At 72.0% G+C, this 16,112-nt stretch carries 12 protein-coding genes; 9 read left to right on the top strand and 3 right to left on the bottom strand.

Annotated features, from left to right (window positions below):
- Nucleotides 1-33: 33 nt before the first annotated feature.
- Both hemG and hemE read right to left on the bottom strand, forming a co-directional pair.
- On the bottom strand, nt 34-1,434 hold the full coding sequence (gene hemG, locus ACZ7OU_RS20525) for a protoporphyrinogen oxidase (protein WP_470256257.1): 1,401 nt from the start codon (nt 1,432-1,434) through the stop codon (nt 34-36).
- Nucleotides 1,431-2,501, bottom strand: coding sequence for a uroporphyrinogen decarboxylase (gene hemE / locus ACZ7OU_RS20520; RefSeq protein WP_470256256.1), 1,071 nt, complete (start codon nt 2,499-2,501; stop codon nt 1,431-1,433). Before hemE ends, hemG begins: the two co-directional genes overlap by 4 nt.
- Nucleotides 2,502-2,589: 88 nt before the next feature.
- Between hemE and ACZ7OU_RS20515 the strand changes: the two genes are divergently transcribed.
- The 4 genes from ACZ7OU_RS20515 to ACZ7OU_RS20500 all read left to right on the top strand — a co-directional run bounded on the left by ACZ7OU_RS20515 (nt 2,590) and on the right by ACZ7OU_RS20500 (nt 7,202).
- Nucleotides 2,590-3,153, top strand: a complete 564-nt coding sequence (locus tag ACZ7OU_RS20515) for a DUF3000 domain-containing protein (RefSeq protein WP_470238480.1) — start codon at nt 2,590-2,592, stop codon at nt 3,151-3,153.
- 783 nt (nt 3,154-3,936) lie between these two features.
- The gene (locus ACZ7OU_RS20510) at nt 3,937-4,653 is read left to right on the top strand and encodes a response regulator (protein WP_033261886.1); all 717 of its coding nucleotides are present in this window, start codon (nt 3,937-3,939) and stop codon (nt 4,651-4,653) included.
- 92 nt (nt 4,654-4,745) lie between these two features.
- Nucleotides 4,746-5,966: an HRDC domain-containing protein gene (locus ACZ7OU_RS20505; protein WP_470239020.1), complete on the top strand. Its 1,221-nt coding sequence runs from the start codon at nt 4,746-4,748 to the stop codon at nt 5,964-5,966.
- Between the two features lie 108 nt (nt 5,967-6,074).
- Nucleotides 6,075-7,202, top strand: a complete 1,128-nt coding sequence (locus ACZ7OU_RS20500; protein ID WP_470256255.1) for a toll/interleukin-1 receptor domain-containing protein — start codon at nt 6,075-6,077, stop codon at nt 7,200-7,202.
- Here ACZ7OU_RS20500 and ACZ7OU_RS20495 read toward each other — a convergent pair.
- Complete coding sequence (locus ACZ7OU_RS20495) at nt 7,192-7,857, bottom strand: TetR/AcrR family transcriptional regulator (protein WP_470256254.1); 666 nt, start codon at nt 7,855-7,857, stop codon at nt 7,192-7,194. The two genes, ACZ7OU_RS20500 and ACZ7OU_RS20495, sit on opposite strands and share 11 nt — an antisense overlap.
- Before the next feature lie 175 nt (nt 7,858-8,032).
- On the opposite strand from ACZ7OU_RS20495, the gene ACZ7OU_RS20490 reads away from it, so the two are divergent.
- Genes ACZ7OU_RS20490 through ACZ7OU_RS20470 form a run of 5 tightly spaced genes read left to right on the top strand, consistent with a single transcriptional unit; the run spans nt 8,033 to nt 16,084 of the window.
- Nucleotides 8,033-9,496, top strand: a complete 1,464-nt coding sequence (locus ACZ7OU_RS20490) for an amino acid permease (RefSeq protein WP_470256253.1) — start codon at nt 8,033-8,035, stop codon at nt 9,494-9,496.
- A 12-nt stretch (nt 9,497-9,508) separates the two neighbouring features.
- A complete protein-coding gene (locus ACZ7OU_RS20485; protein WP_470256252.1) occupies nt 9,509-10,342 on the top strand; it encodes an urea amidolyase associated protein UAAP1 in 834 nt (277 codons plus the stop codon).
- The gene (locus ACZ7OU_RS20480) at nt 10,339-10,974 is read left to right on the top strand and encodes an urea amidolyase associated protein UAAP2 (protein WP_470256251.1); all 636 of its coding nucleotides are present in this window, start codon (nt 10,339-10,341) and stop codon (nt 10,972-10,974) included. The genes ACZ7OU_RS20485 and ACZ7OU_RS20480 overlap by 4 nt, the downstream gene beginning before the upstream one ends.
- A complete protein-coding gene (uca, locus tag ACZ7OU_RS20475) occupies nt 10,971-14,498 on the top strand; it encodes an urea carboxylase (RefSeq protein ID WP_470256250.1) in 3,528 nt (1,175 codons plus the stop codon). Before ACZ7OU_RS20480 ends, uca begins: the two co-directional genes overlap by 4 nt.
- A complete protein-coding gene (locus ACZ7OU_RS20470) occupies nt 14,495-16,084 on the top strand; it encodes an allophanate hydrolase (RefSeq protein WP_470256249.1) in 1,590 nt (529 codons plus the stop codon). The genes uca and ACZ7OU_RS20470 overlap by 4 nt, the downstream gene beginning before the upstream one ends.
- The last annotated feature ends 28 nt before the right edge of the window (nt 16,085-16,112 follow it).

Here is a 16,112-nt window from a genome sequence, read left to right as displayed (position 1 = left end):
ACGCGGCCGCTGCCACGGGTCAGGTGAGAGCACTCACGAAGAGAGGTGGGCCGCGATCCGCTGCGCCGCCGCCTCGGCCGTCGCCACGCACGCGGGCAGCCCGACGCCGTGCAGCGTCGCCCCCGCCACCGCGAGCCCCGGCACCCCGGCGATCGCCTTCTCGATCCGCTCCACGCGCTCGAGGTGGCCCGTGCCGTACTGCGGCAGGCCGCCGCCCCAGCGCGTCACCAGCGTCTCGACCGGCGCCGCCGTCACGCCCGTCAGCCGCGCGAGGTCGTCGCGGACCACGCGGACCAGCTCGACGTCGTCGGCCTGCAACGCGCCCAGGTCGCCGAAGCGCCCGACCGAGCCGCGGACCAGCACCGGGCCGGTGCCGAAGTGCGCCCACTTCCGCGACGAGAACGTGAACGCCTTCGCCGCGTAGGGCTTGCCCGAGGCGTCGCCCTCGCCGGCGCCGATGAGGATCCCCGAGGCGTCGGGCAGCCGCGTGCCGGGCGGCAACGCCAGCGCCACCACGGCCATCGACGCCAGCTCGACCTCGCCGAACGCCGCCGAAGCCGCGGGCACCAGGTCGGCCAGCAGCCGCCGGGCCGAGGGCGCGGGCACCGCGAGCACGATCGCGTCGGCCTCGACCGTGTTGTCCGCGGGCGCGTGCGCGGTGGGGTTCGCGCCGATCCGCAGCCGCCAGCCGGGGCCGTGCCGGTCGATGTCGCAGACCGGCAGCCCGGTCCGCAGCTCGGCGCCGGACAGCTCGGTGAGCCGGTCGACCAGAGTGCCCAGGCCGCCAGGGACGGTGCCGAACACCGGCGCCGTGCTCGGCGACGCGGGCAGCTGCGCCTTGGCCGCCGCGGTCAGCGAACCGGCGCCCGCGGCCACCGCCGCGGCCAGGCCGGGCATGGTCGCGCGCAGGCCGAGGCCGTCGGCGCCGCCCGCGTAGACGCCGCCGAGCAGCGGGTCGACGAGCCGGTCGACCAGCTCGTCGCCGAACCGCTCGCGCAGCAGCGGCCCGAGCGGCAGGTCGCCGCCCGGCAGCCTCAGCTCGGGCAGCGACGGCTCGGCCTCGACGGCCCGCCGTCCCGCCTCGGACAGCACGCCGGCCACCGATTCGGCCGACGCCGGGACGCCCATGACGGTGCCCGGCGGCAGGCCGGTCACGGTGCCGCCGGCGTGGATCTTCGCGCGCGCCTTCGTCGGGTGGACGACGTCGAGCCCGAGCTCGCGGGCCAGCGCGAGCATCTCGGGACGGCGGACGAGGAACGCCTCCGCGCCGACGTCGTAGGGGACGCCGGCGAGCTCGGTCGTGCGCAGCTTCCCGCCCGGCGTCTTCGTCTTCTCGAACACGACGATCTCGGCGCTGTCGCCGAGCAGGCGCCGCAGCCGGTACGCCGCGGTCAGTCCGGAAACGCCCCCGCCGACGACCGCGACGCGCTTCACAGCTCGTGCACCAGCCCGACCACGCGGGTCAGCACGTCGGGGTCGACGCCCGGCAGCACGCCGTGGCCGAGGTTGAAGATGTGGCCGTCGGCCGTCTTGCCCTCTTCGACGATCCGGCGGACCTCGGCTTCGAGGACCGGCCAGGACGCGTGGAGCAGCGCCGGGTCGAGGTTGCCCTGGACGACGGCGTGCCCGCCGAGGCGCCGGACGGCCTCGTCCAGGGGGATGCGCCAGTCGACGCCGACGACGTCCGCGCCCGCGTCGCGCATGGCGCCGAGGAGCTCACCGGTGCCGACACCGAAGTGGATCCGCGGCACGCCGTACGCGGCGACGCCGTCGAGGACCTTCGCCGAGTGCGGCAGCACGAACTCGCGGTAGTCCCGCTCGGACAGCGCGCCCGCCCAGGAGTCGAACAGCTGGATCGCGTCGACGCCGGCGTCGAGCTGCGCGCGCAGGAACGTCAGCGCGATGTCGGCCAGGCGGCCGGCCAGCTCGTGCCACAGCGCCGGCTCCGAGTGCATCAGCGCCTTGGTGTGCTCGTGGTTGCGGCTCGGGCCGCCCTCGATGAGGTAGCTGGCGAGGGTGAACGGCGCGCCGGCGAAGCCGATCAGCGGCGTCCCGCCGAGCCGCTCGACCAGCAGCTTGACGCCGTCGGCGACCTTCCCGACCTGGTCGGGGGCCAGCTCCGGCAGCGCCCGCACGGCGGCTAGGTCGCGGATCGGCGCCGCGACCACCGGGCCGGTGCCGGGGACGATGTCGATATCGACCCCCGCGGCCTTCAGCGGCACCACGATGTCGCTGTAGAGGATCGCCGCGTCGACGCCGTGCCGGCGGACCGGCTGCAGCGTGATCTCCGCGAGCATCTCGGGGTCGAAGCAGGAGTCGAGCATCGGCACGCCCTCGCGCAGGGCGCGGTACTCGGGCAGCGAGCGGCCGGCCTGGCGCATGAACCAGACGGGCGTGCGCGCCGGGCGTTCGCCGCGGGCGGCGGCCAGGAACGGGGCTTCGGGCAGCTCGCGGCGGCCGGACTGGGCGGCTCGCTGCGGCAGGGGCGTGGTCGGAGACATCACGGTCAATCGTGCCACGAGCCCGGCGGGGCGTTTCTCTCGGCGCGCCTGCGCCCGCAACGGGGCGTGCCCGCCCTAAAGTCGAAGCGTGACCGCGATGACGCCAGTGCCCGAACTCTTCCGTGAAGCAGTTGTGGCGCTGCAGTCCGTCCGACCCCGCCGGGAGGTGCTGCTGGAGCCGATGCGGGCGCCGCAGCGGCTCGCGCCGTGGTCGTACGCGGTCAGCTGCGAGGTTTCCGGGCCCGCGGACGTGCTGGCCTCGGGCCGGCTGGTCCTGCTGCACGACCCCGAGGGCCAAGAGGGCTGGGACGGCGTGCTGCGGCTGGTCATGTACGTGCGCGCGGAGCTGGACCGGGAGCTGGCGACGGACCCGTTCCTGCCGGCGGTCGGCTGGTCGTGGCTGACGGACGCGCTGGAGGTGTCGGGCGCGAGCTGGACGGCGCTGGGCGGCACGGTGACGGAGACGTCCTCGGCCCGCTTCGGCGACATCTCCGGCCCGGCGCGCACGGACGACCTGGAGCTGCGGGCGTCGTGGACGCCGACGGACGCCGGGCTTTTGCCACACGGGCAGGCGTTCTGCCAGGTCATGGCCAGTGTCGTGGGCTTGCCGCCGGTCGGCGTGACGCTCTTCGGGCAGCGCCAGAGCTCCTGACCGGGGTCTCGTCGGCTACGCCGGGCCGCGCCCGCCGGACTCGGCCATCCGGGCGATCATCGCCGCGGTCCGGCGCCGGCTGATCTTCCCCGGCCGTCCCCGCACCGGAGCCTTGTACGGATGTGAGCAAATTTCACATCCGCTGAACGCCGTCCAAACCAACGGGAACCCCCGGTCGGCCCCCTCAGCCCTTCACCGACGGGTGTAACCGCCCTGGCAACTGCCGCACCCCCGGCCGGCCGGCTCGACGTTTCCGAGGCCGTTTCACGTCTTCGCCGATGCCCCCGTTAGTGACGCTCGGCAGTCACGCACCGCAACAAGATCAACTTGCGCCACACCGGCCGAAGATCGCCTCCGAAGGCCACGGACAGTCACCGTTCCGGCCGTCCGGAGAGCCCTCGGAAGCCGGTTCGCGAAGTTGATCATGCCCCGGCCGGAGGCACATTCCGGCCCTCCCGGACCCCCATCCGGCCCCTCGTGACTACGCGCACCGGCAGCTGCACACCCCATCTGCACGGCCATTTGGACGCCGGTAACTTCTTTGCATCGTGTTCGCTGGGCTATCCGTTAGCAACCGGCCGTGCACTAGCCCGATCGTGTTACTCCGAACCCACTGAGTGACTGTTCGTTTGAGATAGATACCCATTCGATCCCCCCGCGACGGCCCCAGGGCGGCTACAGTGCCTTCGACGACACCACTTTCGGTCTAAAGCTGGCGCGGCTGAACGGCCGAAGGTCCCGGTGCCGGTCGGGGGGCACGACCGACTCCAGGGAGGTAGTGACGTGGCTACCGTCGGCATTTCTCAGGCCGTCCGATCCACGCCAGCCGGTGCATTGCCGGCGAGCATGGTTCCGCACCCGCGGGAAGAGCTTTTTTCCGTGTTGGTGGTCGATGACCACCCGCTGTTGAGGGAGGCAATCGCAGCAAGACTCGCACAGATGGGTGCGGGGACCGTCCACGAAGCCGCCACGGTGGCCGAAGCGAGGGCGCGAGCACAGGCCACTGGGCCTTGTGACCTGGCGATCCTCGATCTCGGACTGCCGGACGGCAGCGGTATCGAGCTGGTTACGGAACTCCGTAGCCACGGCTGGCCGCGCGTGGTGGTACTCGCATCCTCGGACGACCCGTACGCGGTCCGCTCGGCCTTCCAGGCCGGGGCCCAGGCGTACCTGCTGAAGTCCGCGTCGCCGGTCGTAGTGACCGATGGCGTGCGGCGTGTGCTCGAGGGCGGCGTTTACGCCGACCCGAGCGTGGCTCCGGTGCTGGCCACCGGGACCCGCGTCGCGGGCACCGACAACACCCCGCGCGAGCTGTCCGCTCGTGAGGTGGAGGTGCTCCAGCTGGTCGCCGACGGACAGTCCAACAAGGAGATCGGCGAGGAGCTTTCGCTCTCCGCTCTCACCGTCAAGTCCCACCTGTCCCGGATCGGGCGCAAGCTCGGCACGGGCGACCGGGCTCAGATGGTTGCGCTGGCCATGCGAGCCGGCGTCATCCGCTGACGCAGACGAACCTCCCTGCGGGGCGGGCGGACCAGGCGCGGTACGCCCGTCCCGTAGGGTCGTCGGTTATGGGAAGTGCAGAGGCCTCCGGGATGGAAATCGAGTCCACGGGCGGCCCTGTGCTGCTACGCGAGCCCACCGAGGGCACCCCTCCGGTGGTCACGGACCAGTCCGCGCTGGCTGAAGCCTGCGCGCGGCTGGCCGCGGGCACCGGCGCGGTCGCCGTCGACACCGAACGCGCGTCCGGCTACCGGTACTGGCCCAAGGCCTACCTCGTCCAGCTGCGGCGCGAAGGGTCCGGCACGGTCCTGATCGACCCGACCGAGCTGGACGACCTCACGCCGTTGCGGAACGTCCTCAACTCCCTGGAGTGGGTGCTGCACGCGGCCTCCCAGGACCTCCCCTGCCTCGCCGAGCTGGACCTGCACCCGGCGGGGCTCTTCGACACCGAACTGGCCGGCCGGCTGGCGGGCTACGAGCGCGTCGCGCTGGGGACCCTCGTCGAGCTGCTGCTGGGCTACACCCTCGAGAAGGGGCACAGCGCGGCCGACTGGTCGAAGCGGCCGTTGCCGGTCGACTGGCTCAACTACGCGGCCCTCGACGTCGAGCTGCTCATCCAGCTGCGCGAAAAGCTGGAGGCGGAGCTGGGCGCCCAGGGCAAGCTGGAGTGGGCGCAGCAGGAGTTCGAAAACGTGCGCCTGGCGCCGCCGCCGGCCCCGCGGGCCGAGCCGTGGCGCCGGACGTCCGGCGTGCACAAGATCCGCAACCCCCGCGGGTTGGCGGCGGTCCGCGAGCTGTGGCAGGCCCGCGACGAGCTGGCCCGCAAACGCGACCGAGCACCGAGCCGGATCCTCCCGGACAGCGCGATCATCAACGCGGTGACGGCCGACCCCAAGACGGTCGAGGAGCTCCAGGCACTACCGGTGTTCAGCGGCCGCGTCCAGCGCAAGTACACGGCGAACTGGCTCCGCCACCTCCAGGCGGCTCGCGCGCTCCCGGCATCGGAGCTGCCGTCACCGTCCCAGCCGACGGACGGCCCACCCCCGGTCAACCGCTGGGCGGACAAGGACCCGGACGCGGCGGCCCGCCTGTCGGCGGCCCGAGCGGCATTGACGGCGATCGCGGAGGACCGGCGGCTGCCGGTGGAGAACCTGCTGCTGCCGGACCTGGTGCGCCGGACGTGCTGGCGTCCCCCGGCGGAGACGGACGAGGAGTCGGTGGCTTCGGTGCTGCGTGCGGGTGGGGCGCGGCCGTGGCAGGTGGACTTGACGGCGGTGGCGCTGAGCAAGGCCCTGCAGACGACCGCTTCCTGAGCGGACAGATCCAGGACACTTCCGGGTCATCACCGCATGGCACCGGGAATCGATCGCGCGCCGACCTATTCTCGCCGAAGTCCCGCGACTCCGGCGAAGGTGTGCTCGATGACCGACTTCATGTCCGATCAGCCCGCTGTCCAGTGCTTCCTCAGTTTCACGCACGAGGACGACAGTTTTCTGAATTTCGTCACTCCGTTGAAGTCGTCTCTCGAGAAGTTCTGCGCTTCGGCACACGGCCGAAAAGTCGAGGTCTTCGTGGACCGCGAAAGCATTGGCTGGGGTGAAGACTGGCGCACCAAGATCCAGGACGGGATCAACGCCGCGATGGTCTTCATCCCGGTCATCTCGATGAACTACTTTTACGAGAGCGACTCCTGCCGCGAGGAGCTCACCGCGTTCTACGCCAAGGCCAACGAACTCGGCCTGACCCAGCTGATCCTGCCGTTGATCGTCCTGGGACGAAACCTCATCACCCAGAGCAGCGACGACGCGAACATCCGCATCATCGAAAGGTTGCAGTACATCGACATCGAAGACGCAGTGCTCGCCGGAGCCGGGACCGCCGAGTGGCGGAGGGCCATGGCCGTAGTGGCGGACAAGTTGATCAAGGCCATCCAGTCAGCCGAGAGCAAGCTGGAGACTCTGCAAACGACCGAGGCGACTCCCTCTCCCCACGCACCAGACGACGACTCCCCCGGTCTCCAGGAGTACGTCGAGCGGCTTGCCGAGATCGGCACCCTGCTCGAGCAGCAACTCGGCACCGTCACCATCTCGCTGAACGACGTGACCGAAGAAATGCTGCAGGCGACGGCCGATATGGAAGGCCAGTCCAAAGAAGTCATCAAAGAACGAATCGCCCGAACAGCCGACACGATCAAACCGCTGTCGGTGAGTATCCAGCAGGCAGGCACCGATTTCGAGAACACGATCGCAGAGACCGACAACATCATGCGCTCCTACGTCTCGCTCATGAACTCCCACGGGAGTCCTGACATGGTGACCCAAGCGCGCAAAGAGTACGAGGAATTCGTGGAACTACTTGGCGAGCTGGAGACTGTGGAGACGACGATCTCCGGCTTCCTCGGCCAGATCCGCCCCCTCGAAGCGATCAACGCGCCCCTGCGCGCGGCGATCCGGCCGCTGCGGGTCGGCGCTCAGTCGATCCAGCTGGGCATCCGAACTCTTCGCGACCTCAAGGACCTCATGACGGCGGAGAACGCCGCTAGTCGGTGAGCGTCGCCAGCAGCGTGTGACCCTCCGCGCGCAGTTCCTCCGTCGGCTCCGGCAGCCCCGCCAAGCGGACCACCCCGTCCGCCCCCTCGCGGACGTGAGCCTCGACATCCAACTCCGGATCATCCCGCCGGATCACCGCGATGCTCTCCACCAACCCGAACACCAGGTCCGTCCGGATGGCCACCGCCGAGGACGCGATCCCGGACGCCGCCACCAACCGCCCATACGCGGCCTTCAGGTCGGCGCGCTCGGCGCGGAAGCGGGCCAGGTTGGGCGACCCCACCTCCGGCAGCAGGTACAGCGCGCCCAGGTTGTGGCGGGCGCCCCCCAACAAGCGGATGTCCGCGTACGCCAGGGCCCACAGCCGGACCGCTGCCGGGGATGCATCCGCGACCAGCCGCGCCGCCAAGTCGAGTGACGGACGGACCGTCTCCGCCAGCAGGGCCGCGAGGATGTCTTCCTTCGCCGGGAAGTGGTAGTACAGCGACGCCTGACGCAGGCCCGCGCGTTCGGCGATCGCGCGTGTCGTCGTCGCCGCGTAGCCGGCTCCGGTGAACAGCTCGCCCGCCGCGTCGAGCACGGCCTGGCGCGCGTCCGGGCGGTTCGCCGCCGCGCCGCTCGCCCGGGGCCTGCCGACCCCTACCCCTTTGACCACGGCGGTGATCTTGCCAGGTTCGCGGCCCGGACACCCGCACGGACGCCCGGTTACACCCACATGTCGCCGTTGACGCGCGGTCGGCTCGGCCGTTAACGAGCCCCTAACGCGCCGGAGATCGGGAAGTCGCGCCCGGACCTTAATTTCTGTCAAGCGATCGAAACAAGGAGTCTGCATGTCCGACGAACTCACCGCCTTCGGTTACCGCCAAGAGCTTCGCCGGTCGCTGGGCGGGTTTTCCGCCTTCGCCGCCGGCTTCTCGTTCGTCTCGATCCTCACGACCGTCTTCCAGCTCTTCGGCTTCGGCTACTCCTTCGGCGGCCCGCTCTTCTTCTGGACGTGGCCCGTGGTGCTCGCCGGCCAGCTGCTCGTGGCGCTGACCTTCGCCGAGCTCGCCGCGCGCTTCCCGCTCGCCGGATCCGTGTACCAGTGGGCGAAACAGCTCACCCGGGGCTTCCTCGGCTGGCTCGCCGGCTGGATGATGCTGCTCGGCTGCGTCGTCGCGCTCGCCGCCGCGGCGATCGCGCTGCAGATCGTGCTGCCCTCGGTGTGGGACGGCTTCCAGTTCGTCGGCGGCGACCCCGCGGTGACGTCGCCGAGCGGCGCCGCCAACGCCGTCCTGCTCGGCACGCTCCTGCTCCTCTTCACCACCGCGGTCAACGCCGGCGGCGTGCGGCTCATCGCGCGGATCAACGACTTCGGCGTCGCGGCCGAGCTGCTCGGCGTCGTCGTCCTCATCGCCGGCCTCGCCCTGTTCGCGGTCCGCGGGCCGCAGGTGGTGCTGCACGACGCGCCCGGCACGAGCGCCGGGATCGGCGGCGTGCTCGCTTCGGCGCTCATGGCGGCGTACGTGCTCTACGGCTTCGACACCGCCGCGTCGGTCGCGGAAGAGACGAAGAACGCGCGAAGGGCGGCTCCGCGCGCGGTGCTGCGGGCGGTGCTCGTGTCCGGGATCGGCGGGCTGGCCGTGGTGATCACCGCGCTGATGGCCGCGCCGAGCCTCACCGACGGGCAGCTCGCCGGGCACGGCCTGCCGTACGTCATCACCGCCGTCTTCGGCGACACCCTCGGCCGGGTCTTCCTCGCAGACGTCGCGACCGCGGTCGTCGTCTGCACCCTCACCATCCAGACCGGCACCATCCGCCTGATCTACGCGATGGCCCGCGACCGCGCGCTCCCCGCGTCCACCCGACTTTCGTCGGTGAGTTCGCGCACGGGCACGCCGATCGCGCCCGCCCTCGTGTCGGGTGGGCTCGCGATCGGGCTGCTGCTGCTCAACGTCGGCAACCCCACGCTGTTCAGCACGATCACCGGGACGTCGGTGGTGGTCGTCTACCTGGCGTACCTGCTGGTCACCGGGCCCTTGCTGGTGAACCGGCTGCGCGGTCGCTTCCCGCCGGAGCCGGGGCTGTTCTCCCTCGGCCGCTGGGGCGTTCCGGTGAACGGAGCAGCGGTTCTCTACGGCATCGCCATGATCGTGAACATCGCCTGGCCACGCCCGGAGATCTACGACGTGACCGGTTCGGGCGCCCCCTGGATGCTCTTGTTCCCGATAGAGTTCGTCGGCGGCGCTCTGGTGATCGGCCGGCTCTGCTGGCTGCGGCTGCGTCCCGCCCCCGCCCTCGAACCCGCGCTCTGAGAGAGGACGTCCATGAGCACCACCGCCACCCCCTACGGCGCCCGCGACCACGCCCGCGCCCAGGCCGGCACCGTGGTCGAAACGATGCCGTCGATCCCGGCGAGCACGTGGCCGGCCGAGGTTCCCCAAGTCGCGCCCGAGGCGCTGACCTGGGCCGAGACGGTCGCCGGCGGCGGATACACGCACAAGGTGCTCGCGCGGGGCACCCGGCTGCGGCTGACCGACGTCGACGGCGACGCCTGCGCGCACCTGCTGCTGTTCAACGCGGATCAGCCGTGGGAGCGGCTGAACGTCGCGGACACGGTGAAGGTGCAGTGGAACGCCTACCTGGGCCCGAAGGTGGCGCTGCTGTCCGACCAGGCGCGGGTGCTCGCGACGATCGTCTCGGACTCGAGCGGGCGGCACGACGCGCTGTGCGGGACGTCCACTGTGGACAGCAACACCGAGCGCTACGGCGACGGCGCCCCGCAGGGCCCCTCCCCCGCCGGGCTCCCGCTGTTCACGTTGGCGGCGGCCAAGAACGGCCTCGGGCCGCGCGACCTGCCGCCGAGCCTGTCGTTCTTCCAGGGGGTGCGGGTCCAGCCGGAAGGCGGCCTGGACTTCACCGGGTCCGCGGGCGCGGGCGGGTCCGTCGAGCTCCGGATCGAAATGCCGGTGATCGTGCTGATCGCCAACGTGGCGCACCCGGTCGACCCGCGGCCGGACTACGCCGTGACCAACCTCGAAGTCCTCGCCTGGCGCGACCGGCCGTCCACTCCGGACAGTCCGGAGTGGACGCACTCACCGGAGGCGCAGCGGGCCTTCGAGAACACCGCCGATTACCTGACCGCCCGGGGGATCGCATGAGCACGGCCTACCGTTCCACGCTGGAGCTGACGTTCGACGTCGCCGCGCGCGCCCCGTTCTCGACCGTGCTGAAGCGCGGCAGCGAGCTGGCGATCATCGACCTCGGCGGCAACCAGGCCGTCGACTTCCTCTGCTACGACGCGAACGACACGAGCAAGCGCTACAGCGCGGCGGCGACGATCGCGGCCCAGCGCAACATCTTCCTGACCACCGGCAGCGTGCTGCGCACCCAGGAAGGCGCACCGCTAATGACCGTCGTCGCCGACACCTGCGGGCGTCACGACACGCTCGGCGGCGCGTGCAGCAAGGAGTCCAACAGCCTCCGCTACGGCCAGCACACCCGCTTCCAGCACGCCTGCGTCGAGAACTTCCTCAGCGAGGGCGCGAAGTGGGGGCTGGGCAAGCGCGACCTGGTCAGCAACGTCAACTGGTACATGAACGTGCCGGTCGAGGAAGACGGCACGCTCGGCATCGTCGACGGGATCTCCGCGCCCGGCCTGGAAGTCCGGCTGCGCGCCGAGACCGACGTCCTCGTGCTCGTGTCGAACTGCCCGCAGATCAACAACCCCTGCAACGGGTTCGACCCGACGCCGGTGCGCCTGGTCGTGACGTCCCCCGGAGGCGGCGAGTGAGGCTGCTCGTCGCCAACCGCGGCGAAATCGCCGTCCGGATCCTGCGCACCGCCGGAGAGCTGGGCCTCGAGACCGTCGCGGTGTACTCCGACGCCGACCGCCTCGCCCCGCACGTCCGGCTCGCCGACCGGGCCGTGCGGCTCGGTCCGGCGCCCGCCGCGGAAAGCTACCTGCGGGCGGGCGCGATCGTCGAGGCCGCACTCGAAACCAGCTGCGACGCCGTCCATCCCGGTTACGGGTTCCTGTCCGAGGACGCCGCGTTCGCGCGGGCCTGCGAGGACGCCGGGCTCGCGTTCGCCGGGCCGTCGCCCGCGCACCTGGAGGTGTTCGGCAGCAAGCACACCGCCCGCGAGGCCGCCGTCGCCGCGGGTGTGCCGCTGCTCGCCGGCACCGGTCTGCTGTCCGATGTGGACGAGGCGGTGGCCCGCGCCGCGGAAATCGGTTACCCGGTGATGCTCAAGGCGACCGGGGGCGGCGGCGGGATCGGCATGCGCGCGTGCGCGTCGCCCGAGGAGCTGCGCGACGCCTGGGAGACCGTGCGGAGCGTCGCGGCCAAGAGCTTCGCGAACTCCGGGGTGTTCCTGGAACGCCTGGTGCGCCACGCGCGGCACGTCGAGGTCCAGGTGTTCGGCGACGGCTTCGGCGAGGTCCTGGCGCTGGGCACCCGTGACTGCTCGTTGCAGCGGCGCAACCAGAAGGTCGTCGAGGAGTGCCCGGCACCGGACCTGCCCGGCGCCGTCCGGAAGCAGCTCGTCGACTCGGCCGTCGCACTGTGCTCGTCGGTGCGGTACCGCTCGGCCGGCACGGTCGAGTACGTCTACGACCCCGACCGCGAAGAGGCCGCGTTCCTCGAGGTCAACACGCGGCTGCAGGTCGAGCACCCGGTCACCGAGGCGGTCTACGGCGTCGACCTGGTCGCCTGGATGCTGCGGCTCGCGCAGGGCGACCGCGCGATGTTCCGCGCGGTGCCGGTCGCGCGCGGGCACGCCGTCGAGGCGCGCGTGTACGCCGAGGACCCGGGTGCCGGGCACCGGCCGAGCGCGGGGCTCGTCACGCGCGTCGTGCTCCCCCCGGATGCCCGCGTGGACACCTGGGTCGAACCGGGCACGACCGTCACCACCCACTACGACCCGTTGCTGGCCAAGGTGATCTGCACCGGCACCACCCGCACCGACGCCATCGCGCACCTGCGGGAAGCGCTCGCCGTGACCCGGGTCGACGGGGTGCGCACCAACCTCGGGCAGCTGCGCGCGGCGGCCGCCGACGCGGCGTTCGGCGCGGCCATCCACGACACGTCCACTTTGGACGGCATCGAAGACAGTGAGCCCCGCGTGGACGTCGTGCGCGGCGGGACCATGACGACAGTGCAGGACTGGCCCGGCCGCACCGGGTACTGGCACGTCGGGGTCCCGCCTAGCGGGCCGATGGACGACCGCTCCCTGCGGCGCGGCAACCTCGCCCTCGGCAACCCCGAAGGCGCGCCCGGCCTGGAGTGCACTGTGGACGGTGTGACGCTGCGGTTCTCGCACGCCACGCAGGTGTGCGTCACCGGAGCGCCGGCGACCGTGCTGGTCGACGGCGCCGAGGTTCCCTTGTGGACACCCGTCGAAGTACCCGCCGGAGGCACGCTCGACGTCCGGGCGTGCACGGCGGGACTGCGCAGCTACGTGCTCGTCCGCGGCGGCGTCGACGTCCCGGCGTTCCTCGGCAGCACGGCGACGTTCACCCTGGGCAAGTTCGGCGGGCACGGCGGCCGCGCACTGGCCGCGGGCGACGTCCTGCGGACCGGGCCGGCCCCCGCGGACCCCGTCGTGGGCCCGGTCGCCGACCGCCCGGAGTTCGCCTCGCACTGGACGATCGGCGCGCTCGAAGGACCCCATGCGGCACCGGAGTTCTTCACCCCCGATGACGTCGACACGTTCTACGCCACGGACTGGCAGGTGCACTTCAACTCCGCCCGCACCGGCGTCCGGCTCGTCGGGCCGCGACCGAAGTGGACTCGCGCCGACGGCGGCGAGGCCGGCCTGCACCCGTCGAACATCCACGACACGCCGTACGCGATCGGCGCCGTCGACTACACCGGCGACCTGCCGATCCTGCTCGGCCCGGACGGGCCCAGCCTGGGCGGCTTCGTCTGCCCGGCGACGGTCGCCACCGGCGAGCGGTGGAAGCTCGGGCAGCTGCGCCCGGGCGACACCGTGCGGTTCGTGCCGATCGACGCCGACCACGCGGCGGTGCTGCGGCAGCGGCCGGCCCCCGCGGTGACGTCCACCAGGACGGCCCGCCACGACGGCGGGGTCCTGGGACGGCAAGCGTCCGAGGGCGACGAGCCGTCGGTCACCTACCGCCGCAGCGGGGACGACAACCTGCTCGTCGAGTACGGCGAGATGAAGCTCGACCTCGCCCTGCGGATGCGGGTGCACGCGCTCGGCGAGCGGCTCGCGGCCGAGGGCGTGCCGGGGATCGTCGACCTGACGCCGGGCATCCGGTCGCTGCAGGTGCACGTCGACCCGGACGCGCTGCCCGTCGAGAAGGCGCTCGGGCTGGTGCGCGAGCTGGAACGCGACCTGCCGCCGACCGCCGACCTCGAGGTGCCGAGCCGCAGCGTCCGGCTGCCGCTGTCGTGGGACGACCCGGCGACGCGCGAGGCGATCGAGCGGTACATGACCGGCGTGCGCGACGACGCGCCGTGGTGCCCGTGGAACATCGAGTTCATCCGCCGGGTGAACGGACTGTCCAGTGTGGATGACGTCTACCGGACGGTGTTCGACGCGGAGTACCTGGTGCTCGGCCTCGGCGACGTCTACCTCGGCGCGCCGGTCGCGACGCCGCTGGACCCGCGCCACCGCCTGGTGACGACGAAGTACAACCCGGCGCGGACGTGGACCGCGGAGAACTCCGTCGGCATCGGCGGCGCGTACCTGTGCATCTACGGCATGGAGGGGCCGGGCGGCTACCAGTTCGTCGGCCGGACCGTACAGGTGTGGAACAGCTGGCACGGCGGGGACCGGCCGTGGAACCTGCGGTTCTTCGACCGGATCTCCTGGTACCCGGTGTCCGCGGACGAGCTCCTGGAGCTGCGCGCGCAGAGCTCGTCCGGGCAGCTGGCGCTGGACACCACCGACGGCACCTTCAAGCTGGCCGAGTACCAGCAGTTCCTCGCCGACAACGCGGACGGCATCGCCGCGTTCCGGGCGACGCAGTCGGCGGCGTTCGAGGCGGAACGGCGGGCCTGGGCCGCGGCGGGCGAGTTCGACCCGAAGCCGGAACCGGTGACGCTGCCGCGGAAGCGGGTCGAGGCACCGCCGGGCGGCCACGTCGTCGAGGCGCCGTTCGCCGCGACGGTGTGGCGGGTGGACGTCGCGGCGGGCGAGCGCGTCGAGGACGCGCAGTCGCTGGTGACGCTGGAAGCGATGAAGACGGAGGCGCGGATCCCCGCGCCGGCCCGCGGTGAGGTGGTCGAGGTGCTCGTGTCCCCCGGTGACCAGGTGGCCCCCGGAACGCCGTTGGTGGTGCTCGGATGAGCCTCCGGGAACGAGTGCACGCCGCGTACCGGCGGATCGAGCAGGTCGACCGGCCCGAGATCTGGATCGACCTGCGGCCGGAGGCCGAGGTACTGGCCGAGGCCGAAGCGTTGGTCCAGCGCGGGTTGCCGCTGTACGGCAAGCTCGTCGCGGTCAAGGGGAACATCGACGTCGCCGGGCTGCCGACGACGGCGGGTTGTCCGGCCTACGCGTACAAGCCGGAGGCCGACGCGCCGGTCGTCGCGCGGCTGCGGGCGGCCGGGGCGCTGGTGCTCGGCACGACCAACCTCGACCAGTTCGCGACCGGGCTGGTCGGCACGCGCAGCCCGTACGGCGCGGTCCGCAACGCCGTCGACCCGGCGTACGTCTCGGGCGGGTCCAGCTCGGGGTCGGCGGTGGCCGTCGCCCTGGGCATCGCCGATCTGGCTCTGGGCACGGACACCGCGGGCTCCGGGCGGGTGCCGGCGGCGTACAACGGGATCGTCGGGCTCAAGCCGACGCCCGGGCTGCTGCCGACCGAGGGCATCGTCCCCGCCTGCGCGAGCATCGACTGCGTGTCGCTGTTCGCGCGGACGGTCGAGGAGGCGGCGTTCGCCCTGACCTGCCTGGCCGAACCCGCGCGAGTCCACCCGGGACGGTTCCGGCTCGGCGTGCCGGACCGGCTGGGACCGCTTGAAGCGGGCTGGGCGGAGGCGTTCGAGGCCACCGTCGCGGAGTACGCGGCGGCGGGCGCCGAAGTGACCACAGTGGACATATCGACATTCCTGGAAGCAGCGGACCTGTTGTACGGCGGCGCGTTCGTCGCCGAGCGGTACACCGCCGTCGGCGAGTTCCTGGACGCGCATCCGGACGCCGTGGACCCGGTGGTGCACGGCATCATCACCGGCGCCAGGGACATTCCGGCGCACCGGCTGTTCGCCGACCAGCGAACCCTGGCCGGGCTGCGCGCCAAGGCCCTCGCGGTGCTGGCCGGCGTCGACGCGCTCCTCATGCCGACGACGACCGAGCACCCCACGATCGCCGCGGTGGCCGCGGATCCGGTCGCGGTCAACGCCCGCCTGGGCCGGTTCACCAACTCCACCAACCTGTTCGGGCTCTCGGCGCTGGCGGTCCCGGCGGGCACAGTGGCCGGGCGCCCGTTCGGCGTGATGCTCGTCGGCGCCCCGCACGACGACCTGAAACTGGCCGCCCTCGCCGGGCTGCGCGGCGAACGGGTGCCGATCGTGGTGGTCGGCGCGCACCTGCGCGGACAGCCGCTGAACCACGAGCTGACGTCGCGCGGCGGGCGGTTCGTTTCCGAGGTGTCGACTTCGGCGTCGTACCGGCTGTTCGCGTTGGACACGGTGCCGCCGAAGCCCGGGTTGGTGCGCGTCGCGTCCGGCGGGGTGCCGATCAAGGCGGAGGTGTGGGACCTGCCGGTACGCGGCTTCGGCGAGTTCGTCTCGCGGATTCCCGCACCGCTGGCGATCGGCAAGGTGGAGCTGGCCGACGGCTCGCGCGTGTCCGGCTTCCTGTGCGAACCGGCGGCGACGGAAGGCGCGGAAGACATCTCGGCGAAGGGCGGCTGGCTGGCGCACCTCGGGTAATTCGGATGCGGACCGATGACGCGGCCCG

It is taken from the genome of Amycolatopsis sp. NPDC114505, assembly GCF_055633615.1.
Note: the sequence above shows the minus strand (reverse complement) of the source record. Positions and strands in the feature narration are given on the sequence as shown.

Bases quoted from the DNA above. Each gene is read 5' to 3' on its own strand.
- ACZ7OU_RS20470 (WP_470256249.1), top strand. From the start codon at position 14,495: ATGAGCCTCCGGGAACGAGTGCACGCCGCGTACCGGCGGATCGAGCAG.
- ACZ7OU_RS20480 (WP_470256251.1), top strand. From the start codon at position 10,339: ATGAGCACGGCCTACCGTTCCACGCTGGAGCTGACGTTCGACGTCGCC.
- ACZ7OU_RS20490 (WP_470256253.1), top strand. From the start codon at position 8,033: ATGTCCGACGAACTCACCGCCTTCGGTTACCGCCAAGAGCTTCGCCGG.
- ACZ7OU_RS20485 (WP_470256252.1), top strand. From the start codon at position 9,509: ATGAGCACCACCGCCACCCCCTACGGCGCCCGCGACCACGCCCGCGCC.
- ACZ7OU_RS20500 (WP_470256255.1), top strand. From the start codon at position 6,075: ATGACCGACTTCATGTCCGATCAGCCCGCTGTCCAGTGCTTCCTCAGT.
- hemE (WP_470256256.1), bottom strand. From the start codon at position 2,501: ATGTCTCCGACCACGCCCCTGCCGCAGCGAGCCGCCCAGTCCGGCCGC.
- ACZ7OU_RS20505 (WP_470239020.1), top strand. From the start codon at position 4,746: ATGGAAATCGAGTCCACGGGCGGCCCTGTGCTGCTACGCGAGCCCACC.